The organism is Paenibacillus turpanensis (assembly GCF_011421635.1).
In the GTDB taxonomy this organism is placed as follows: domain Bacteria; phylum Bacillota; class Bacilli; order Paenibacillales; family YIM-B00363; genus Paenibacillus_AK; species Paenibacillus_AK turpanensis.
In genome coordinates, this window is the sequence record NZ_WTLI01000003.1 from 119,890 (window position 1) to 140,008 (window position 20,119).

Annotated in this window: 24 protein-coding genes; all 24 read left to right on the plus strand. The window is 50.9% G+C overall.

The window, feature by feature from the left end:
- Positions 1-4: 4 nt before the first annotated feature.
- Positions 5-652, plus strand: a complete 648-nt coding sequence (spoIIIAG, locus tag GQS10_RS03765) for a stage III sporulation protein AG (protein WP_243734940.1) — start codon at positions 5-7, stop codon at positions 650-652.
- A 49-nt stretch (positions 653-701) separates the two neighbouring features.
- Positions 702-1,361, plus strand: a complete 660-nt coding sequence (locus tag GQS10_RS03770) for a SpoIIIAH-like family protein (protein ID WP_166239155.1) — start codon at positions 702-704, stop codon at positions 1,359-1,361.
- 179 nt (positions 1,362-1,540) lie between these two features.
- Positions 1,541-2,041, plus strand: coding sequence for an acetyl-CoA carboxylase biotin carboxyl carrier protein (accB, locus tag GQS10_RS03775; protein WP_166239157.1), 501 nt, complete (start codon positions 1,541-1,543; stop codon positions 2,039-2,041).
- Between the two features lie 17 nt (positions 2,042-2,058).
- Positions 2,059-3,417, plus strand: coding sequence for an acetyl-CoA carboxylase biotin carboxylase subunit (accC, locus tag GQS10_RS03780; RefSeq protein WP_166239159.1), 1,359 nt, complete (start codon positions 2,059-2,061; stop codon positions 3,415-3,417).
- A 136-nt stretch (positions 3,418-3,553) separates the two neighbouring features.
- The gene (locus GQS10_RS03785; RefSeq protein WP_166239161.1) at positions 3,554-3,967 is read left to right on the plus strand and encodes an Asp23/Gls24 family envelope stress response protein; all 414 of its coding nucleotides are present in this window, start codon (positions 3,554-3,556) and stop codon (positions 3,965-3,967) included.
- Positions 3,968-4,053: 86 nt separating this feature from the next.
- Positions 4,054-4,593, plus strand: coding sequence for an alkaline shock response membrane anchor protein AmaP (gene amaP / locus GQS10_RS03790; RefSeq protein WP_166239163.1), 540 nt, complete (start codon positions 4,054-4,056; stop codon positions 4,591-4,593).
- Between the two features lie 15 nt (positions 4,594-4,608).
- Entirely contained in the window at positions 4,609-4,830 is a 222-nt protein-coding gene (locus tag GQS10_RS03795) for a DUF2273 domain-containing protein (protein ID WP_166239165.1), read from the plus strand.
- A gap of 88 nt (positions 4,831-4,918) precedes the next feature.
- Positions 4,919-5,392, plus strand: coding sequence for a transcription antitermination factor NusB (gene nusB, locus GQS10_RS03800; protein ID WP_166239167.1), 474 nt, complete (start codon positions 4,919-4,921; stop codon positions 5,390-5,392).
- 24 nt (positions 5,393-5,416) lie between these two features.
- Positions 5,417-6,283, plus strand: coding sequence for a bifunctional methylenetetrahydrofolate dehydrogenase/methenyltetrahydrofolate cyclohydrolase FolD (gene folD / locus GQS10_RS03805; RefSeq protein WP_166239169.1), 867 nt, complete (start codon positions 5,417-5,419; stop codon positions 6,281-6,283).
- 50 nt (positions 6,284-6,333) lie between these two features.
- Positions 6,334-7,638, plus strand: a complete 1,305-nt coding sequence (xseA, locus tag GQS10_RS03810; protein WP_207952129.1) for an exodeoxyribonuclease VII large subunit — start codon at positions 6,334-6,336, stop codon at positions 7,636-7,638.
- Positions 7,639-7,642: 4 nt separating this feature from the next.
- Positions 7,643-7,906 carry an exodeoxyribonuclease VII small subunit gene (gene xseB / locus GQS10_RS03815; protein WP_166239173.1) on the plus strand — a complete coding sequence of 88 codons (264 nt, stop codon included), beginning with the start codon at positions 7,643-7,645 and terminating at the stop codon, positions 7,904-7,906.
- A 14-nt stretch (positions 7,907-7,920) separates the two neighbouring features.
- Complete coding sequence (locus GQS10_RS03820) at positions 7,921-8,829, plus strand: polyprenyl synthetase family protein (protein WP_166239538.1); 909 nt, start codon at positions 7,921-7,923, stop codon at positions 8,827-8,829.
- Between the two features lie 257 nt (positions 8,830-9,086).
- A complete protein-coding gene (locus tag GQS10_RS03825) occupies positions 9,087-9,251 on the plus strand; it encodes a hypothetical protein (RefSeq protein ID WP_166239175.1) in 165 nt (54 codons plus the stop codon).
- A 332-nt stretch (positions 9,252-9,583) separates the two neighbouring features.
- The gene (locus GQS10_RS03830) at positions 9,584-10,213 is read left to right on the plus strand and encodes a CNNM metal transporter family protein (RefSeq protein WP_166239540.1); all 630 of its coding nucleotides are present in this window, start codon (positions 9,584-9,586) and stop codon (positions 10,211-10,213) included.
- Positions 10,185-12,077 carry a 1-deoxy-D-xylulose-5-phosphate synthase gene (gene dxs / locus GQS10_RS03835; protein ID WP_166239177.1) on the plus strand — a complete coding sequence of 631 codons (1,893 nt, stop codon included), beginning with the start codon at positions 10,185-10,187 and terminating at the stop codon, positions 12,075-12,077. Before GQS10_RS03830 ends, dxs begins: the two co-directional genes overlap by 29 nt.
- An 18-nt stretch (positions 12,078-12,095) precedes the next feature.
- Positions 12,096-12,917 (plus strand): TlyA family RNA methyltransferase, encoded by an 822-nt coding sequence (locus tag GQS10_RS03840; protein ID WP_166239179.1) that lies wholly within the window; start codon positions 12,096-12,098, stop codon positions 12,915-12,917.
- Between the two features lie 92 nt (positions 12,918-13,009).
- On the plus strand, positions 13,010-13,465 hold the full coding sequence (locus tag GQS10_RS03845) for a hypothetical protein (protein ID WP_166239181.1): 456 nt from the start codon (positions 13,010-13,012) through the stop codon (positions 13,463-13,465).
- A gap of 40 nt (positions 13,466-13,505) precedes the next feature.
- Positions 13,506-13,952 carry a transcriptional regulator AhrC/ArgR gene (gene ahrC, locus GQS10_RS03850; protein WP_166239183.1) on the plus strand — a complete coding sequence of 149 codons (447 nt, stop codon included), beginning with the start codon at positions 13,506-13,508 and terminating at the stop codon, positions 13,950-13,952.
- Between the two features lie 24 nt (positions 13,953-13,976).
- Positions 13,977-15,671: a DNA repair protein RecN gene (gene recN / locus GQS10_RS03855; RefSeq protein ID WP_166239185.1), complete on the plus strand. Its 1,695-nt coding sequence runs from the start codon at positions 13,977-13,979 to the stop codon at positions 15,669-15,671.
- Positions 15,672-15,799: 128 nt separating this feature from the next.
- The gene (gene spoIVB / locus GQS10_RS03860; RefSeq protein WP_166239187.1) at positions 15,800-17,128 is read left to right on the plus strand and encodes a SpoIVB peptidase; all 1,329 of its coding nucleotides are present in this window, start codon (positions 15,800-15,802) and stop codon (positions 17,126-17,128) included.
- Positions 17,129-17,252: 124 nt separating this feature from the next.
- Complete coding sequence (gene spo0A, locus GQS10_RS03865) at positions 17,253-18,059, plus strand: sporulation transcription factor Spo0A (protein ID WP_166239189.1); 807 nt, start codon at positions 17,253-17,255, stop codon at positions 18,057-18,059.
- Positions 18,060-18,352: 293 nt separating this feature from the next.
- Complete coding sequence (locus GQS10_RS03870) at positions 18,353-18,865, plus strand: hypothetical protein (protein ID WP_166239191.1); 513 nt, start codon at positions 18,353-18,355, stop codon at positions 18,863-18,865.
- Positions 18,866-19,096: 231 nt separating this feature from the next.
- Positions 19,097-19,429, plus strand: a complete 333-nt coding sequence (locus GQS10_RS03875; RefSeq protein WP_166239542.1) for a PadR family transcriptional regulator — start codon at positions 19,097-19,099, stop codon at positions 19,427-19,429.
- A gap of 4 nt (positions 19,430-19,433) precedes the next feature.
- Positions 19,434-20,111: a DUF1129 family protein gene (locus tag GQS10_RS03880; RefSeq protein ID WP_166239193.1), complete on the plus strand. Its 678-nt coding sequence runs from the start codon at positions 19,434-19,436 to the stop codon at positions 20,109-20,111.
- Positions 20,112-20,119: the final 8 nt, after the last annotated feature.

The following is a 20,119-nucleotide window of genomic DNA, read 5'->3' on the forward strand; positions in this document are numbered from 1 at the left end:
TGCTTTGGGGCCATTTTTCAACTGGTTAACCAATACGCTTGGCGGCAAGGATACCGGACGGAGAAAAACGGTCCAATGGCTGCTGCTGCTCGGCTTGCTCGGCATAGGCTTCATGCTGGTAAGCTCGATGCTTCAGGTAAAGGAAATTGGGCCGCTGCAGACGCCGCTTTCGGGCAGCACCGCGGATCCGCCAAGCAGTAAGCCGGCTTCGTCTGAGGCCGTGATGCAGGATACGAAATTTCAAAGCTACGAGGACCGATACGAAACGGCTCTAAAGGAAATCTTAGAGCAAATCATCGGCGTCGGCGAGGTGGATGTCATGGTCACGCTGGAGTCGACAGAGGAAATCGTAGTGGAGAAGGATCAGAGGGATACCCAGTCGGTAACGCAGGAAAAGGCCGACGGAGGCGGCACCCGCCACATTACGGACGTTGGACGTGAGGGAGAGGTCGTGCTTTACGACGTTTCCGGCCGCGACGGCAGCCAAGTCCCTCTTGTGGTGAAGACGATCAAGCCGAAAATACGCGGCGTTGTCGTCGTGGCGAGGGGCGCAGAAAATATGACGGTCAAAAAGCTGATCGTTGATTCGGTAGAACGCGGTTTAGCGGTGCCGGCGCATCGCATATCGGTTGTGCCGAGAAAACAGCAATAACACCATTCTTAAAATAAATTGATCAATTCATTTCTAGGAGGATGAAAACATGAACTCGAAAAGACAAACTGTATGGCTCGTATCTATGCTTAGCTTGATGGTGGTGCTCTCCGCTTACTACCTGTTTACCGATGATGTGAACGAGCTGCAGGCCGGAACAGAAACGACGAAGACGCAAGAAATCAAGTATGATGCGACAGCGGTAACCGGCCAGGATAAGGTAAAGACCAACGCGCCTGACAATACGGCAAAAACCGACGCAGCTCCGGCGGATAAAGAGACGTCCGCGGCGGAAGCAGCCGGCGAACAAGGCAAGACGGATGAGGAGCTGCTGCAGCAGGTTTCTGCGCAGGCGATGTCTGCTGAAGAGTACTTTATCGACGCAAATCTTCGTAGAGACGAAGAGTTAACGAAAATGAGCGAGAAGCTGATGACGATCATCAACGATTCGAAGCAAAATAACGAGGCGGTAACGAAGGCTTACGAGGATATGTACAAACTGGAGGAGCAGCATGTTAAAATGATTAGCCTGGAAGATCAGCTGGCTACTCAATTCGGTAATGCTGTCGTTGTTCAAGACGGCTCCAAGTATAAAGTGGTCGTAATGGCTGATAAGCTTCAGCGTTCCGAAGCGGTATCCATCATCGACATGACAATGAAAGAGCTCGGCATCGGCGCAGACCGCGTTTCGGTTGAATTTAAAAACTAATTGAACCGAACCTATCGTTATCTCCCGCCGGAATGATCCGGCGGGATTTTTCCACCATTTGGGCGGTAGTTTGGAGGAATCATCTTGAAGTGAAGAAGGTTTGTGTTATAATACTAACGTTGCAAAACTAAGACAGGCTTCCGCTGTTCAGGTGCCTGAAGGAGTGAACGAAACGGGCCATGTTCAAACTGAGCGAAATTAAAGAACTAATAAAATTAGTCGATCAAACATCCGTACAGGAAATTGAAATCGAAAACGAGGGCTCCCGGCTTATGATCCGCAAGCCGAATAAAACGGAAAACGTTCTCGTAACTTCTGCGCCGCAGCAGGTATATGTTCCGACTGCCCCTGCCGCCGCGCCAGCTGCCGTGTCAGCCCCTGCAGCTCCAGAATCGGCGCCTGCGCCTGAAACGGCTGCACCGAAGGCGGACGACGCATCCTTACATAAAATCGTGTCTCCGATGGTCGGTACATTTTACTCTGCACCGTCCCCGGGAGCGGCTCCTTACGTGGAAGTCGGCTCGAAGGTGACGGAGAAATCTGTTGTTTGCATCGTTGAGGCCATGAAGCTGATGAATCCGATCGAGGCGGAGGTCAAGGGGGAAATCGTCGAGGTTCTGGTTGAGAACGGACAGCTTGTCGAATACGGACAACCCCTATTTGTCGTTCGTCGCGGTTAATGGGAGGTAAACACCAGATGACTTTTCACAAGATATTAATAGCGAACCGCGGTGAAATCGCTGTGCGGATCATCCGCGCCTGCCGTGAACTCGGCATAACCAGCGTTGCCGTTTTCTCGGAGGCGGACCGCGATTCGCTTCACGTCCGTATGGCGGACGAAGCGTACTGTATTGGTCCTACGCTGTCCAAGGACAGCTATTTGAATTTTACCAATTTGATGAGTGTAGCGACGCTTACCGGCGCGGATGCCATTCACCCGGGCTACGGCTTTTTGGCGGAAAATGCTGATTTTGCCGAGCTTTGTGAGCAGTGCGGCATCACCTTCATCGGCCCATCCCCGGATGCGATCAGCAAAATGGGGGATAAGTCGACGGCGAAGCAGACGATGCGCGATGCGAATGTTCCGGTTATTCCCGGTTCCGTCGGTTTGGTGGAAACAGTGGAAGACGCCGTAGCCATCGGCCGCGATATCGGGTACCCGATCGTCATTAAAGCGACGGCCGGCGGGGGCGGCAAAGGCATCCGCTTTGCCGACAACGAGGAAGATATGGTGCGCCAGATGACGGAAGCGCAGCAGGAAGCGCAGAAGGCTTTCGGCAACGGCGGCGTATACCTTGAAAAGTTTTTGACCAACATGAAGCACGTTGAAATTCAAGTGCTCGCGGACAAGCACGGCAACGTCATCCATCTTGGCGAGCGCGATTGCTCGGTACAGCGGCGCCGTCAGAAGCTGGTCGAGGAAGCGCCTTGTCCTGTTCTTACGCCGGAAACGCGGAAGGCAATGGGCGAAGCTGCGGTGCGCGCGGCGAAAGCGGTGAATTATTCCGGAGCGGGCACGCTTGAGTTTTTGCTGGGACCGGACGGTCAGTTTTACTTTATGGAAATGAATACGCGAATTCAGGTAGAGCACCCGGTTACGGAAATGGTGACCGGCGTCGACATCGTGAAGGAAATGATTTCAGTGGCGGAAGGTAATCCGCTCAGCATTTCGCAAGAGGATGTGCAGATTAACGGCTGGTCGATCGAATGCCGCGTAAATGCAGAGGATCCAAACCGTAATTTTATGCCGTCGCCGGGTAAAATTTCGTTTTATTTGCCGCCGGGAGGGCTCGGCGTTCGTGTGGACAGCTCGGCATACCCGGGTTATACGATTTCGCCGCACTATGATTCGATGATCGCGAAGCTCATCGTGTGGGGCGCTACGCGCGAAGAGGCGATCAACCGGATGAAGCGGGCCTTAGCGGAATTCGCTATTGAAGGCATACAAACCACCATTCCGTTCCATAGTAAGCTCATGGAACATCCGAAATTTATACGGGGCGACTTTGACATCAAGTTTCTAGAGGATTACGACGTAAACGACCCGCGAGAATAAGCGATGATCCGAAACGCACTCCTCAGATTTTCTACGGTTTGTCATAAAACAGCCAGAATGGTATAGTTATAAATACTAAGACGGACAACACCGTCGATTGCGCGGTAGATGAAAACATAAGGAGGTGCGTCTTTCGGTGAACACGATTGCTCCAGATTTTGTGAAAACAGAGATGGGAAACATTCAAATTGCTCCTGAGGTCATCGAAGTGATAGCCGGCCTGGCTGCCATTGAGGTAGATGGGGTAGCAGGAATGAGCGGAGGTTTTGCAAGCGGCGTTGCAGAACTGCTCGGACGCAAAAACTTGGCGAAGGGCGTTAAGGTGGAAGTCGGCCAACGCGAAGCTGCAGTTGATGTTTCGATCGTAATTGAGTATGGTACACGGATTCCGGAGGTTGCCTCCGCGATTCAAAATAATGTTAAGCATGCCATCGAATCGATGACAGGCCTATTGGTTGTTGAAGTTAATGTACATATTCACGATGTTCATTTTAAAGGAATGGACAATAAACCCGAAGAGGAAGACTTTACGACATTGCGCGTGAAGTAAACGCCGCTCTTTCGGCTCAGCCAAACCCCCTGATCGGTCAGGGGGTTTGCTTCTATTCTAATCTGCTGCAAAGGAGGACAAGCCGGATGATCCGTGTTGCGGATAAATTTTTGCTTTTTGTGTTCAGCCTGCTTGTTATTGTCATTTCATTTGGGACGCTGCTGTTGGTATCCGGGGTGATATCGCCTGAAGCTATGGAACCCGAACCGGTTTGGTTGCTGCCGGCTTTGTATTCCGTATCGGCTATACTCATATTACTGAGCCTGCGTTTTTTATACTTGTCGCTGCGCAGAAGCCGTTCCGGGGCGCCTTCCATCGATCAACGCACGGATTTCGGGGATATTCGCATTTCACTGGAAACCGTTGAAAATCTTTCGCTGAAAGCAGCTTCGAAAGTGCGCGGAGTACGCGACTTGAAAGCTCGGGTGCGTGTCACGGATGCGGGACTTGAAATTTCCATCCGTACGGTTGTAGACGGTGAAACCTCCATTCCGTCGATGACGGAAGAGGTGCAGAGCTCGGTAAAGGGGCTCGTCGAGGATATTACAGGCATTCCGGTATCGTTCGTTTCCGTCTTCGTCGCGAACATCGTGCAATCGCAAACGTTTAAAAGCCGCGTAGAATAGAGGTGATGGATCCCGATGTGGAAGGAATTATGGGAAAGGCACCGGGGGAAGACGACAGGCACGGCCGCGGGAATGTTCTTCGGATTCATTTATTTGATTTGGGGCTTTTGGGACATGCTCGTGTTCGCTTTTCTAATGCTGGTCGGCTATTATTTCGGCGGCAAGGTGGAAAGAGGGGAACCATTAATGGACTGGAGCTTTTTGTCCCGATGGTTTTCCGATAGATGGTTTCGGTAAATCCCATCCTTTTGGGATTTTTTTGTTTGGCTTTCGGCGATAATGTCATATACTAGAAGATATAGTCAAGGAGGAACACTCACCTTTCATGAAACGTAGAACAGGAAGAGAACTAGCAGTGCAAAGCCTTTATCATTTGGAAATGAATAAGGTTCCCGACGATCGGGCGGTCGATGCCATTTTGGAAGAGACCATGAATAAAGAGGAACAGCCCGACCCGGAAAAAATGACGGAGGTTGACGCGGAAACGGCGCGTTACGTCCGTGCTTTGGTGCGCGGCGTAAACGAGAATAGAGAGCTTTTGGATTCCCTGCTCGTTGAATTTTTAAAGGGCTGGAAGATGGACAGGCTGTCCCGCGTAGACCGTCAAATTTTGCGGCTTGCGGCATTTGAGCTCGTGGTGGAAGCCGAAACGCCGCCAAAGGTTGCGGTGAACGAGGCCATTGAGCTGGCAAAGCATTTTGGCACCGATGAATCGGGGAAATTTGTAAACGGCGTGTTGGGTCAAATGATAAAAAAGCTGGACGAGCTGAAAGCGAAGGCGGCACAAGAAAAGGTGTAACGGGAGAGACGGGGGAGAAGAGACATGAGCGCACAAATCATTGACGGGAAAGCGATATCCGAACAACTGAAGGCACAGGTGAAGGAAGAAGCAGCGAGGTTGAGTGCACAAGGAATTCAACCGGGACTTGCCGTGGTGATCGTCGGTGAAAATCCGGCATCGCAGGTGTATGTACGGAACAAAGCGAAAACCTGCGAGCAGCTCGGCATGTATTCCGAGGTGCATCGTCTTCCGGAATCGACAACGGAGGAGGAGCTGCTTGCGCTGATCGGCCAGCTTAACAGCAATGAGCGGATTCACGGCATTCTCGTGCAGCAGCCGCTGCCTTCCCATTTTGACCAGAATAAGATCGACGATGCGATTTTGCCGGAAAAAGATGTCGATGCCTTTCATCCGGTAAACGTAGGCAATCTGACGAGCGGTCACGAAGGGTTTCTGCCCTGCACTCCGGCAGGTGTCATGGAGCTGCTGAAGCGGACTGGCGTTGAGCTGGCTGGAAAGCATGCGGTTGTCGTAGGACGCAGCAACATTGTAGGCAAGCCGATGGCGATGCTGCTGCTTCGGGAGCATGCCACGGTAACGGTTTGCCATTCGCGTTCCGCGAATATGGCTGATATTACGAGACAAGCCGATATTCTTGTTGCGGCTGTCGGTAAACCGGGTCTGATCCGCAAGGAGCATGTAAAGCCGGGTGCGATCGTCATCGACGTTGGCATCAACCGTCTTGATACGGGGAAGCTCGCGGGCGACGTAGCTTTTGAAGAGGTCGCCGAGGTAGCGGGCGCAATCACACCGGTTCCGGGCGGCGTTGGGCCCATGACGATTGCCATGCTTATGTATAATACGCTCGAATCCGCTGAAAGAGCGGCGAAGCGTCAGCAGGTGAAGTAACCGTGCGTAAGGACGAACGCGTACTTTCCGTCCAAGAGCTGAACCGGTATATGAAAATGAAGCTCGAATCCGATTCGCTGCTTCAGGACGTGTGGGTGCGCGGTGAAATATCGAATTTTACGAATCATTCGAGCGGGCATTTGTATTTTACGATGAAGGATGAAGGAGGGCGTATCAAGTGCGTGATGTTTGCACGGCAGCGGCAGTCGCTGCCGTTTATGCCTAAGGAAGGCATGAAGGTGCTGGCCCGGGGCAATATTTCTGTGTTTGAGCGGGACGGGCAGTATCAGCTGTATGTCACTCAAATGCAGCCGGACGGCATCGGCAGCTTGTATTTGGCCTTTGAGCAGCTGAAGAAACGACTCGAGGCCGAAGGGCTGTTCCGTCCTGAGCGCAAGCGTCCGCTTCCGAGGTTTCCCAAGGCGGTCGGCGTCATTACTTCGCCGACCGGGGCAGCTGTGCGCGATATTATGACGACGCTTCAGCGCAGGTATCCGGCCGTTCCGATCATTTTGTTCCCTGTCCTTGTCCAGGGAACGCAGGCTCCGGCCTCGATTGTGCGAGCCATTCGCATCATGAATGAGCTGGCGGAGGCGGAAGTGCTGATCGTCGGAAGAGGCGGCGGCTCCTTGGAGGAGCTGTGGGCCTTCAACGAGGAGGAGGTCGCGCGCGCGATTGCCGCATCGGCGATTCCCGTCATATCCGCGGTCGGCCATGAGACGGATTTTACGATCGCCGACTTTGTCGCCGATCTTCGCGCAGCAACGCCTACAGCGGCCGCTGAGCTGGCCGTGCCGCATTTTCACGAGGTGCGGCAGGGGCTGCGCCATTTGACGGAGCGGCTCCAGCAGGGCTTATACGCGCAGCTCTCGCGGAAGCAGGAGCGCCTGCGGCGGGCGGCGCATTCGCCGATTTTTCGGCAGCCGCACGCGATGCTGCAGCAGCCGGCGCAACGGCTCGACCGGCTGAGCGAGCAACTGCGACTGCGGATGGAAGCGCTTCTGCGGCGGTCGAACGAGCGGTGGATCCGCATCGATCGGCGGCTCGCCGCCCGTGATCCGGGCAGCCAGCTCACTGCTGCGAAGCAGCGCCTCTCGATAGCCCAGCTTCAGCTCGTTAAGAGCGCGAAGCAGTACGCGAAGGATCGGCGGACGCAGCTGGGGAGCACGCTACGCCAGCTTGACGCGCTGAGCCCGTTGAAAATTATGCAGCGGGGATACAGCATTGTATACGATGAAAAAAAATCAAAGCTGATCCGATCGGTTGAAGACGTTCAGCTGGGGGATCTCGTTAAGGTCCAGCTGCGTGACGGTCAGCTGGATTGCCAGGTTTGGTCCATGAAGGGGGAGGAGTAACGTCATGGAAGCGCAGGACAGCAAAGAAACGCTAACCTTTGAAAGCGCCTTGGAACGGCTGGAGTCGATTGTCGAACGGCTGGAAAAAGGAGATGTACCGCTGGAGCAGGCCATCGAGCTGTTCCAGGAAGGGATGACGCTTTCCCAGCTGTGCAACGGCAAGCTGGAACAGGTGGAACGAAAAATTGATATGCTGGTTGAACAAGATGGTGCCATAGAGAAAAAACCGTTCACTGCCGGCTTTGACGAGAAGGGTGAACAAGCTTGACCACGCAAAACAGCATGGATACGGAACAATTAAGCATTACCGAATATATACGCCACTGGGCGTCTGCCGTGGAAGCAGAGCTGGAACAAAGCTTTCCGGGAGCTTGGGGGATACCAAGCGGATTGCTGGAAGCGATGAGATACTCGCTGCTCATGGGCGGAAAACGGCTTCGTCCGGTGCTTTCCTTTGCCGCGGCAGAAGCGGTCGGAGGAAAGCCGCAGCTGGCCATGCCAACGGCTGCCGCCGTCGAAATGATTCATACGTATTCACTTATTCATGACGATTTGCCGGCTATGGACAACGACGACCTGCGCAGGGGCAAGCCGACGAACCATAAGGTGTTCGGCGAAGCTTCCGCGATATTGGCCGGCGATGGGCTACTGACCCACGCGTTCTACTATTTGACGCAAGCCCATTACAGACTGGGAGTTTCGGCTGAGCAGACCCTTGCCATGGTGGCGGAGCTGTCTGAATATGCGGGTCCGCGAGGCATGGTTGGCGGTCAGGCTGCCGATATGGATGCCGAGCAGGGAATGACGGGGCTTTCCCAGCTGGAATATATTCATTTGCATAAAACAAGCGATTTAATCGTATATTCGGTACGAGCCGGCGGAAGATCTGCGGGAGCATCCGATGCTGCTCTGCAGGCCCTTACCATATTCGGCCGCAATATCGGGCTTGCCTTTCAAATCCAGGACGACGTTCTCGATCTGACGGGGGATGAAAGCAAGCTTGGCAAACCGGTTAAGAGCGACGAAAAGCAGCAAAAGGTGACTTATCCATTCTTAATTGGTTTGGACGCCTGCCGCTCGCAAATTGCGATGCTGACCGAAGAGGCAAGAGAGTCGCTTCTGGCTGCAGGCCTTCCGAAGCCGAGAAGGCTGCTGGAAATTGCTGATTACTTGGTAAAGCGCGAGTATTAAAGGGGCGCTTATCCACTTTCGCGTGTTTGCGCGACTATGGTATAATGATTTGCGATTAGGCACTGATGAGTGGTGCAGTATTCTAGTCGGTCCACCATTTTGAGGGCGGGCCTAAAAATCCGCCGAAGGGCACATCGATGAAGTTCCTTGTGTTGGCTCTCGACGCCCAGTCGGGGGTTGATGCTGGGAGTTAAGGTTGCGGGGCGATCCACAATGGCATGTGGGCGATGACCCTGCTTCCGCGGAGGCCCAAGTGCGTGGAGAAGAAGAATGCGGTTACGCATTCGACCCTTGTTTACGGCTTGGGGTATGAACCTGCAATGGCGGGTCCGACGGTTGTGCCGGCTTCGGCTGGCGGTATCCGACGACTTGCGTGCAGCGTAGCCTGCCTTGAGCGAGCCAGTGGGGATTGCAGATGGTAGGCGGATCTTTCTCTCGGCCAAGAGAATGTCTGCTGGATGCTGCATGAAATCTGTCTTGCAAAAGAGGCTAAAAAATGGTCAAGGATTGTCAGAGGAAAACTCCTAGACTGTTCTGCCTAGAGGCTTGCGGAGGATTATAGTGTGGACTGAGTGGTAATCTAGTCTAACGACCGGTGACGGCGTTAAGGCAGTCATAAAGGGAAACTGCCTTCTTGGCGACAAGAGGGTGACTGCTTGGGAAAACCTACTGGACCTAAGCCACAGCGTTTACTTCGCAAGCTGCCACTCTACATATTTATTGGTTGCCGAAAGAAACCGATTGGACGAATCGAATGAAATATTCCTTTAAAAACTCCATCAGATGGAGTGTTTTTATATTTATTTTGACTTTTTTTCTCGCTTCCGTGTTTTCCGTAACCTCCACGACTGTGCTTGCGGGCGTAAGCTGGGGGATCGGTATGATCGTTGTTTTGTTGATTGTACTATGCGGCATCTTTTTCGATATGATCGGCTTGGCCTCAGCTGCAGCGGACGAAATTCCGTTTCATGCGATGGCATCCGAGCGGGTGGACGGTTCCAAGCAGGCCATTCTGATCGTACGAAACGCGGATCGCTTCTCCAACTTTTGTAACGACGTTATTGGAGATATATGCGGGATTATTAGCGGAACGGCGAGCGCGTTGGTTGTGCTGAAGCTGACGTCCTCTGCGGATGGCCCCGTGCAAACCGCAATCAGCGTTGCCGTGGCCGGACTTGTGTCCGGATTAACGGTAGGGGGCAAGGCACTTGGTAAATCATTTGCCATCAGCCACGCGACGCATATCGTTCTTCTGATCGGCAGGCTCTTTTATGTACTGGAGCACCGGCTCGGAATACGTGTTCTGCAGTCAAAGAAGAAAAAATCCAATAACGGAGGAAAGCGAGGGAAACAGCGTGCTGCTCGAACAAATTCAGAAACCTAACGATCTTAAAGCGTTGACATTACCTCAGCTTGAACAGCTGGCTGATGAAATCCGCCAGTTTTTGATTGAACAGCTGTCGGTGACAGGCGGGCATTTGTCGCCAAACCTAGGAGTCGTTGAGCTTACGCTCGTTCTTCATTATTTACTTAACAGTCCGGAGGACAAAATCGTGTTTGACGTAGGGCATCAGTCTTATGTCCACAAAATTTTGACCGGTCGGAAGGATCGTTTTGGAACGCTTCGCAAATATAAAGGGCTCTGTGGATATGTGAAGCGCTCGGAAAGCGAGCACGATGTATGGGAAGCCGGGCACAGCTCGACTTCGCTGTCCGCCGCAATGGGGATGGCGACAGCTCGGGATCTTAAGGGCGAGTCCCATAAAATTGTCGCGGTCATCGGCGATGGCGCTATGACGGGCGGGATGGCGCTGGAAGCGCTCAACCACATTGGTCATGAAAAGAAAAATATGATCGTCGTATTGAATGATAACGAGATGTCGATCGCTCCGAACGTAGGGGCTATACATAACTACTTAACGAAAATCCGCTCGGACCGTACGTATATGAAAGCGAAGGAAGAAGTCGAGCATCTGCTGAAGAAAATTCCTGCGATCGGCGGAACCTTGGCTAAAACGGCGGAAAAGCTGAAGGATAGTTTAAAGTATTTGGTTGTTTCCGGCGTTCTTTTCGAAGAGCTGGGCTTCACTTATCTCGGTCCAGTGGACGGACACAATATTCCGCTTCTGGTGGAAACAATGAAGCAGGCAGAAAAGGTGACGGGACCGGTTCTGATGCACGTCGTTACCGTGAAAGGCAAAGGTTATGCGCCTGCGGAAGCGGATTCCCATGCTTGGCATGGGGCCGGAGCCTACAAAATCGAATCCGGGCAGGTGCTGAAGACGGTTGGTCCTCCTATGTATACGGAGGTATTTGGAAACACTCTAATTGAGTTGGCTGAGCGGGACTCCCGTATCGTTGCAGTCACCCCGGCCATGCCGGGCGGCTCGGGCTTGCTTAAATTTGCCAAGCGGTTCCCGGGTCGCATGATCGACGTTGGGATCGCGGAGCAGCATGCCGCTACCTTTAGCGGAGCGCTGGCAATGGAAGGCATGAAGCCGGTGTTTGCAGTGTATTCGACCTTCCTACAGCGGGCGTATGACCAGGTCGTGCATGATATTTGCCGCCAGCATCTAAACGTCGTGTTTGCAATTGACCGTGCCGGCTTCGTCGGACCGGACGGGGAAACGCATCACGGGGTATACGATATTTCTTATTTAAGGCATATTCCGAATTTGGTCTTGATGATGCCGAAGGACGAAAATGAGCTGCGGCATATGCTGTATACCGCAGTGCAGTATAACGATGGCCCGATTGCTGTTCGTTATCCTCGGATCAACGGCACAGGTGTAGTCTTGGACCCTATTGACGAACTGAAGCCGATTCCAATCGGATCATGGGAAGTCGTTCAAGAAGGGGAAGGTCCGGTCGTCCTCGCGGTAGGCCCGATGGTTCAGGTGGCTTTAGAAGCGGCCGAAGCCTTGGCGAAGGAAGGCATGCGGGTCAAAGTGATCAATACCCGCTTTATCAAGCCTCTTGATGAAGCGATGCTTAAGCAGCTCGCTGACGAGAAGCGCGATATGGTAGTCATTGAGGAGCATGCTGTCCAGGGCGGTACGGGCAGTGCGGTGGCCGAATATTTTGCTACAAACGGAATTAGCGGGATGAATCTGAAGCTTCTCGGCATTCCGGATTATTTTGTCGAGCATGGCAGCATTAAGGAACAGCGCGCAGAGGTCGGTCTTACGGCCGAACGGCTTGCAGCAGAGCTGCGCAGCTTTCAGACAAGATTGCGCCAGCGCGCATAGCGGCTCAAGGAGATACGAATGGCATCGGATAAAGAGCGTGTAGATGTCCTGCTCGTTGAGCAGGGGTATTTTGATAGCAGGGAAAAAGCGAAGGCTGCTATAATGGCGGGCTTGGTCTATATTGACGAAGAACGGGCGGAAAAGGCGGGGACGAAGGTGCCCCGCAGTGCGGCAATTAAGGTGAAGGGAGATCTTCATCCTTACGTTAGCCGCGGAGGTCTTAAGCTTGAAAAAGCGCTCCGTGTATTCGGGATTGATCTCACGGGTGTTATAATGCTGGACATTGGCGCTTCTACGGGCGGCTTTACGGATTGTGCGCTGCAGCATGGCGCGTCCTATGTTTATGCAATTGATGTCGGCTATAACCAGCTGGATTGGTCTCTGCGTAATCACGAGAAGGTGAACGTGATGGAGCGAACCAATTTCAGATACCTGGAGCCGGAGCATTTGAAGGGGCCGAAGCCGACCTTCGCTTCAATCGACGTTTCCTTCATTTCGCTTAAAATCATACTTCCCGTACTGCATAAGCTGCTCGATCCCGGGAGTATTACTGTTGCCTTAATCAAGCCGCAGTTTGAAGCGGGACGTGAGGCTGTGGGCAAGTCTGGGGTTGTTCGTGATCCGGCGGTACATCGCGATGTACTGCGTCGGGTGCTTGCGGATGCGGAGGCCTTCGGATTTCTGCTCGAAGGCTTAACCTTTTCGCCGATTAAGGGCGGAGAAGGGAATGTAGAATTCCTAGCCTGCTGGCGCACGGGAGAGCCTCCGGAAACACCAAACAATAAAGAAGAAATTATTTCCCGTACACTTCAAGAGGTTGCCCAAAGCTTTGGCGGATAGCTCATCTGGTTCAGATGGGCTTTTTTCGCATTTTCGGGACATGCTTACAGGAAAAATAACCGGGATGCTCGAATTATGAGAGGAGCGGGGGGATGGCAATGACAGGCAGCGATATTGCTGTATTTGCGCTGCTGCTTGCAGCGCTGCTTGTTTGGGCATACGTAATGTTTCGGAAGTGGTTGTTTCTGCCTCCTGAGGTTACCATACCGGTATCCGACGAGCCGATTGAAGTCAATGAGGCAGTCCTGCTTCTCGAAGAGGAAGGCTATGAGGTTGTAAATAAGAAGACTCAGGTCAAGGTGCATATCAAAATCGACGGAGCTCCGATTCCGCCTGGCCAGCTTTTTATCGATTATATCGCCAGAAAAGAGAACTCCTATTATCTTGTGAAGATCGCCCGTGCCCGGAAGCCTTTGGAAATGACCGGCGCTGCGATTAGAGAAAGACTGCTGCCCTATGCTTATGTTTATGAAGAGGCTGAAGGGATACTCTATGTCGATGTTCCGCAAAGGTCCATTCGACTGATCCAATTTGAGCTGGAATTATAAAAATTAACGTCCATTTAGAAAAGGTGGTTGCGAGGTTTACATGAAAGGACAACGACACATTAAAATCCGCGAAATCGTGACAAATCATGAGATTGAAACACAGGACGAGCTGGTGGATGCACTTCGCGAAGCTGGTTTTCAAGTCACTCAAGCAACAGTATCTCGGGATATGAAGGAGCTGCATCTCGTTAAGGTGCCGCTAAACGATGGGCGCTACAAATATTCCTTGCCTGCGGACCCGCGCTATAATCCACTGCAGAAGCTTAAGCGTGCTTTAGTGGATTACTTCGTGCAAATTGACCATGCCGACAACTTGGTCGTTATGAAATGCTTGCCAGGCACGGCTAACACCATTACCGAGCTGATCGATAACTTGGATTGGCCGGAGCTGATGGGGACGATTAGCGGAGATAATACGATTTTGCTCATCTGCCGTTCGAAAGAGCAAGGTGAAAAAATTTCCGAGCAAATTTTGGACATGCTCTGATAACAGGCTAACAGGAGGGAAATTATGCTAAGTGAGCTTAGTATCCGCAATTTAGCGGTCATTGAGTCGCTTCAGGTGCAATTCGGCACTGGATTTCATGTGCTGTCCGGTGAAACCGGTGCGGGTAAATCGATTGTTATCGATGCGCTTTCGCTTGTCGCCGGTGGTCGCAGTTCTGCAGATCTTGTGCGATATGGCTGTGACAAGGCTGAAATTGAGGCGTTGTTTGATCTTCCGAAGGAGCATCCGCTTTGGATGGTGCTGGAAGGGCTTGGAATCGCTGCGGAGCGCGAAGATCCGGTCTTGATCCGTAGAGAGGTAACAAGCAGTGGGAAAAGCACCAGCAGAGTGAACGGTCAGCTGGTGAACCTGTCGATGCTGAAGGAAATCGGCGAGCACCTGATCAATATTCACGGCCAGCATGAGCACCAGTCTCTCCTTAAATCAGAGTTCCATTTGGAATGGTTGGATGCTTTCGGGGGAAGCACGGTTGCCAAGGCCAAAGCGAAGTACCAGGAAGAGTATAAGCATTATACTGCTCTAGTAAAAGAGTATGAAGAAGTACAAAAAGCGAACCGAAATGGACTGCAGCTTAGTGACATGTACCGCTTTCAGCTGCAAGAGATCGAAGCGGCCTCTCTTCGCCAAGGAGAAGATGAATTACTTGCGGAAGAAAAACGCAAACTAGCGAATGCAGAGAAGCTGTATTCTGGTGTAGCTGATGCATACGAATCGCTTTACGGGAACAAACAAGGCTTGGAATCCGTAGGAAAGGCGCTACAAAAGCTGCAGGCTGCGGTGGCCTATGATCAAGCTGCTTTAAAGCCGATTTTGGATCAAGTCCAATCGGCGTATTATCAGCTGGAGGATGCGGTTCATGAGCTGCGGGCATATCGCGATCAAATTGAATTCAATCCGGTTCGTCTTGATGAAATTGAAAGCCGGCTAGCTTCGCTTACCGGTTTGAAGCGCAAATACGGCGCGACCGTAGAGGATATTTTGGTCTATGCGGAAAAAATAGGTACGGAGCTCGACTACATCGACCGCAAAGATGAGAAGCTGGAGCAGCTGAGCGCTGCGCTGGAAAAGCAAAGAGCCGTCTTGATGCACTTGGGTGAAAGACTGTCGGAGGTCCGGAAGCAAAGCGCGCTTAAGCTCGCATCGCAAATTGAAACGCATTTGTCGGACCTGCACATGGAGAAAACGAGGTTTCAGGTCCAAATCGAACCGCTTCCGCAAGGAACCTTCGTCAAAACCGGTATCGATCAAGCGGAATTTATGATTTCACCGAACCCGGGCGAGCCTTTGAAGCCAATCGGCAAAATCGCTTCCGGCGGGGAGCTCTCACGGGTGATGCTCGCGATGAAATCGATCTTTGCTGCGATCGATCAAATTCCGGTTTTAGTTTTTGACGAGGTGGATACCGGGGTGAGCGGGCGTGCGGCGCAGGCCATCGCGGAAAAAATGTCACGTCTTTCCGAATACAGCCAGGTGTTCTCCATCACACATCTGCCTCAGGTTGCATGTATGGCTGACAGGCAGTACTTAATTCGTAAGCACACCGAAAATGAACGTACATATACAACGGTACAGCTGCTGGAAAATGAGCAAAGGGCGGAAGAATTGGCACGCATGCTGGGCGGCGTAGAAATAACTGAAACGACGCTTACGCACGCGAAAGAAATGTTAGTTCTGGCGGAAAACATGAAAAACCACTGACTTATAGGAAAGCAAGGAATGATGTTTCAGTAATAAAACATATAGGGCGGGGTACCTTATAGGTACGCAAATGGCGATCACCTTTTTCGTCAAGCGAAAAACAAAAAGCATAGGGAGGGTGATGCAGCTTGAAGTCCAACAACCGGAGGCGTCTTGCCGGACTCCTGCTAGTGTTTTGCGTATGCTTATTATGTACGACCGCCCCTTTCCAGCAGTTTGCTTCATTTCCCCATGAGCTGAGGCTTTTTGACGGCCAAAGCAAGCAGCTTCATTTAAGCATGCCGGTCAGTGCCGACGTATCGGTGGATAACCCGGATTTGCTGCGGGTGAACGGCCATATACAGCACTCCTTCAAAGTTAATTTAAATGAACCGATTTCTTTGGACTCCCGGCATTCGGGTCAAGCACAGATGAAGCTGAAGCTTTTCGGAAAGATTCCGTTAAAAACGTTAACAGTCAACATTGTGCCTGATCTAAAAGTGATTCCGGGCGGCCAAACGATCGGTGTGAAGCTGAAATCGGCCGGAGTGCTCGTTGTAGGGCATCATTTAATACCGGGGAAAGACGGACAAAAGGTTTCACCGGGCGAAAAAGCAAAGCTACAATTAGGTGATCTAATCACCGAAATGAACGGTGTGAAAATTGTTGATGTGACAAAGGTATCCCCCCTTGTGGAGGAAGCTGGAAAATCGGGAAAACCAATCAAGCTGAAGGTTCAGCGAAACGGAAAAACCTTCGATACAGAAATTACTCCAGAGTATGATGAAAATGAAAAAACCTATCGTCTCGGTTTGTACATCCGTGATTCTGCAGCCGGTGTAGGAACCTTGACATTTTATGCCCCGGACCATGGTGTTTATGGTGCCTTGGGTCACGTAATAACTGATATGGACACGCAAACGCCAATCGTTGTCGGCGGCGGTGAAATAGTACCGTCCAACGTGACTTCGATTTCGAAAAGCCAAAACGGCGAGCCTGGCGAAAAACGGGCGCACCTTATTCGGGAAGATCAAGTCATGGGTAACATCGAAAGAAACACGGATTTCGGTATTTTCGGAAGAATGTACAAGGCACCGGAGAAAAATGAATTTAACGAGCCGGTACCGGTCGCTTTTGCCGAAGAAATTACCGAAGGACCTGCTCATATATACACAGTCGTCGAAGGGCAGAAGGTTGAAAAATTCGATATCGAGGTCGTTCATGTTGCCAAGCAGGATGCACCGGCAACAAAAGGAATGGTCATCAAAATTACGGATCCGAAGCTTCTTTCCAAAACTGGAGGAATCGTTCAAGGGATGAGCGGCAGCCCTATCATCCAAAACGGTAAGCTGATCGGGGCAGTAACACATGTTTTTGTCAATGATCCAAGCTCCGGCTACGGCTGCTTTGTAGAGTGGATGCTTCGCGACGCAGGCATAATGATCGGTCCGTCCGCACAAAATCCTAAGGCTAGCTAACAGCGCCTTAGGATTTCTTGATGGTAAAAAAACAAAAAATAAATTTTTCGACAGAAGGAATTTATAATTCGTTGTCGAAAACATAATAATTAGAAGACCATTACTGTTGAGGAGGACGTACGTTTTGCAAAAAATAGAGGTTTTGCTAGCAGATGACAACCGGGAATTCACGAATCTTCTTTCCGAATATATCGCGGATCAGGAAGATATGTCCGTCATTGGAACCGCTTATAACGGTGACGAGGTATTACGTTTGATCGAACAAGAACAGAAGATCCCGGATGTTCTTATTTTAGATATTATTATGCCGCATCTTGACGGCTTAGGTGTACTGGAACGCCTGAAGGACATGAACATACAGCCGCAGCCAAAGATCATTATGCTGACTGCATTTGGTCAAGAAAATATTACCCAGAAGGCTGTGCAATTGGGAGCATCCTACTACATATTGAAGCCATTTGATATGGAGGTGCTCACCAACCGCATTCGCCAGCTCGCTTCGCCAGGCTCTGCTATGAAATCAGCGTCAAGCGCAGTTCGCAGGCCGGTTACTGCAGCTGCTCCTGTACCGAAGGGACGCAATCTGGATGCGAATATTACAAGCATCATCCACGAAATCGGCGTTCCTGCACATATTAAAGGGTACCAGTACCTCCGTGACGCCATCACGATGGTGTACAACAATATTGAGCTGCTGGGCGCCATTACAAAGTCGCTTTATCCGGCGATTGCCGAAAAATACCGCACGACGCCGAGCCGTGTAGAACGCGCCATTCGTCACGCGATTGAAGTCGCTTGGACGCGCGGCAACATCGACAGCATCAGTCACCTGTTTGGTTACACGATCAACATTTCCAAGGCAAAGCCAACCAATAGCGAATTTATCGCGATGGTGGCCGACAAGCTGCGGATTGAGCATAAAGTGAGCTGAACTGCGACACGACCCGATAAACCTTAAAGGTTTATCGGGTTTTATTATTTGCGGCAACAAAATGTCATTCCAGGCCGTTTATGTTGTATGACCTTAGAAAATGAAAGGAACGAACTATGATGAGACGGCTGGTTGTATTGGTTTTCATTGTTGTCATGATTTCAGCGGGGCTGTACTATGATGCAAGCAGCTCGAGGCTTACGGCCCGGTCATCGGGCACTCAGGAATACTTTTCGTTAGAAGATGTTCAACATGCATTTGCTGAAGCTGGATTAAACCTGTCCCCTTTAGAATTGGAAAAGCTGGAGAATGCGGTCCGTTTATTGGAACGCGATTCAAATGAAAAACATGCCGATCCAGCCAAAGTGCCGGTGCCGGAAATTCGATGGAATGATGAAACGATTCCGGTTGTTCGCGGCTCCTATTGCTGGTCGTATAAAAATTCGGGTACTTGCGCTGACACGGCCCCTCCTTACGAATTGGTGAAAAAGAATGTGCCCGTTGCTGCTGCTCCAAATGCGGAATTGACGATCACGTTTGATCGCCCTCCTGTAGAGTTCGGAATCAATTTATGGGTGAATCATCAGCCGAAAACCGCCGATTTAAGGGGAAATAAGCTCACGCTGCCTGCTGAAGAGGGGATCTATATCTATGATGTATATGGACATTGGCCGTCAGGAAGTGCTAGCTATGCTTTTGCAGTGGAAGTCAAAGCTCTGGAAGTCACCGAAGATTATTTGAGGGCTCTGCAGACGGCAAACGGATTTTTAGAGTTGGGTTGCCTTATCCGCACAGGGAAGGGTTGAAGCTGGAAGTAATTAAGGTTGGAACTAACACTTGGGGAGAAGGCGTGTGGAAGGGAAATAACCTACCGTAGCCTATACGCCAATACGTTCTGTGTAGAAGACAACCATTCGGAACCTATTGTCATCTCGATTCAAACACTATATAATAAAACCAATGCTATCTTGCAAAACAAGGTAGCTGTTTTTTCGGCTCACTACCTTGTAATGCATAATACTAAAAGGAATGATGTGATGTCATTACGAAGCCAGCTGTTAAAAGGTGTATTGGAAGGCTGTATTTTGTCTCTTATTGAAAGGGAATCAACGTACGGCTATGAACTGTCTCAAAAGCTGCAGCAATATGGGTTAAACGATGTAAGCGAAGGATCGATTTACCCAATCCTGCTCCGGCTTCAAAAGGAGCTGCTAATTGAAGGAGAGATGAAAGACTCGCCTAACGGGCCGAAGCGCAAATATTACAAGCTGACCGACCGCGGCCGCGATACTTTGCTGGATTTTCAAAAGGAATGGAGCAGTATTGCACGGCCAGTAGAAAAAATGCTCGATGGAAAGGATGGAGGATGAACATATGAATACCAAAGAGCTGATTCGTCTGAATAATGAAAAGCGTAAACAGCTTACCGCTGAAAATGCGGCTTATTACGAAAAGTTGCTTGTTTATGTTCGAGCCGAAATGCTGCTATCCGAGCAGCGTTCGGAGGAGCTTTTGATGGAGCTGCTGGATCATTTGCTCGATGCTCAAGCGGAAGGAAAAAGTGCGAATCAAATTTTTGGCAGCGATCCGCAGCAGTACTGCAGGGATTTAATCGGCAGCTTGCCGAAGGAAAATACGAAAAATGCCGCGGGCTTTGTCATTTTTTTATTGCTTCAATTTGCAGCATGGATGCTGCTTACTTATGGCGGGGTCATGGTCATCCAAAATATGATGGGGCATCCGGTTGAATCCGTATATTTAGGTACGGCTGTGGTACGGTTTTTGATTCAAGCGGTTCTGATCGGATTCATTGTCTTTCTGGTGCTAAAATTGGTGCAGCGCTCGATCTACAGTACCATGGGCAAGTGGAAAGAAAGAATAGTCGTATTTTTATGTTCAACGGCTGCGGTTGCCGCATTCTTTTTGATCCCTCGAATGATCCCAAGCTTTGGTCCCACGATTCATCCCAACGGTTGGAGTTATGTCGCTGTCGGTGCTGTATTGTTGTTTATTACGATATGGGCGAATCGCAAGCTCCATTTTACAAAATAAGGATATGT

Excerpts from the sequence above, each read along its gene's own strand:
- GQS10_RS03770 (WP_166239155.1), top strand. The coding sequence starts at position 702 with ATGAACTCGAAAAGACAAACTGTATGGCTCGTATCTATGCTTAGCTTG.
- GQS10_RS03880 (WP_166239193.1), top strand. The coding sequence starts at position 19,434 with ATGAATACCAAAGAGCTGATTCGTCTGAATAATGAAAAGCGTAAACAG.
- ahrC (WP_166239183.1), top strand. The coding sequence starts at position 13,506 with ATGAAAGGACAACGACACATTAAAATCCGCGAAATCGTGACAAATCAT.
- recN (WP_166239185.1), top strand. The coding sequence starts at position 13,977 with ATGCTAAGTGAGCTTAGTATCCGCAATTTAGCGGTCATTGAGTCGCTT.
- amaP (WP_166239163.1), top strand. The coding sequence starts at position 4,054 with ATGATCCGTGTTGCGGATAAATTTTTGCTTTTTGTGTTCAGCCTGCTT.
- GQS10_RS03795 (WP_166239165.1), top strand. The coding sequence starts at position 4,609 with ATGTGGAAGGAATTATGGGAAAGGCACCGGGGGAAGACGACAGGCACG.
- xseA (WP_207952129.1), top strand. The coding sequence starts at position 6,334 with ATGAAAATGAAGCTCGAATCCGATTCGCTGCTTCAGGACGTGTGGGTG.
- xseB (WP_166239173.1), top strand. The coding sequence starts at position 7,643 with ATGGAAGCGCAGGACAGCAAAGAAACGCTAACCTTTGAAAGCGCCTTG.
- GQS10_RS03820 (WP_166239538.1), top strand. The coding sequence starts at position 7,921 with ATGGATACGGAACAATTAAGCATTACCGAATATATACGCCACTGGGCG.
- accC (WP_166239159.1), top strand. The coding sequence starts at position 2,059 with ATGACTTTTCACAAGATATTAATAGCGAACCGCGGTGAAATCGCTGTG.
- GQS10_RS03830 (WP_166239540.1), top strand. The coding sequence starts at position 9,584 with ATGAAATATTCCTTTAAAAACTCCATCAGATGGAGTGTTTTTATATTT.
- nusB (WP_166239167.1), top strand. The coding sequence starts at position 4,919 with ATGAAACGTAGAACAGGAAGAGAACTAGCAGTGCAAAGCCTTTATCAT.
- accB (WP_166239157.1), top strand. The coding sequence starts at position 1,541 with ATGTTCAAACTGAGCGAAATTAAAGAACTAATAAAATTAGTCGATCAA.
- GQS10_RS03840 (WP_166239179.1), top strand. The coding sequence starts at position 12,096 with ATGGCATCGGATAAAGAGCGTGTAGATGTCCTGCTCGTTGAGCAGGGG.
- GQS10_RS03845 (WP_166239181.1), top strand. The coding sequence starts at position 13,010 with ATGGCAATGACAGGCAGCGATATTGCTGTATTTGCGCTGCTGCTTGCA.
- GQS10_RS03875 (WP_166239542.1), top strand. The coding sequence starts at position 19,097 with ATGTCATTACGAAGCCAGCTGTTAAAAGGTGTATTGGAAGGCTGTATT.
- folD (WP_166239169.1), top strand. The coding sequence starts at position 5,417 with ATGAGCGCACAAATCATTGACGGGAAAGCGATATCCGAACAACTGAAG.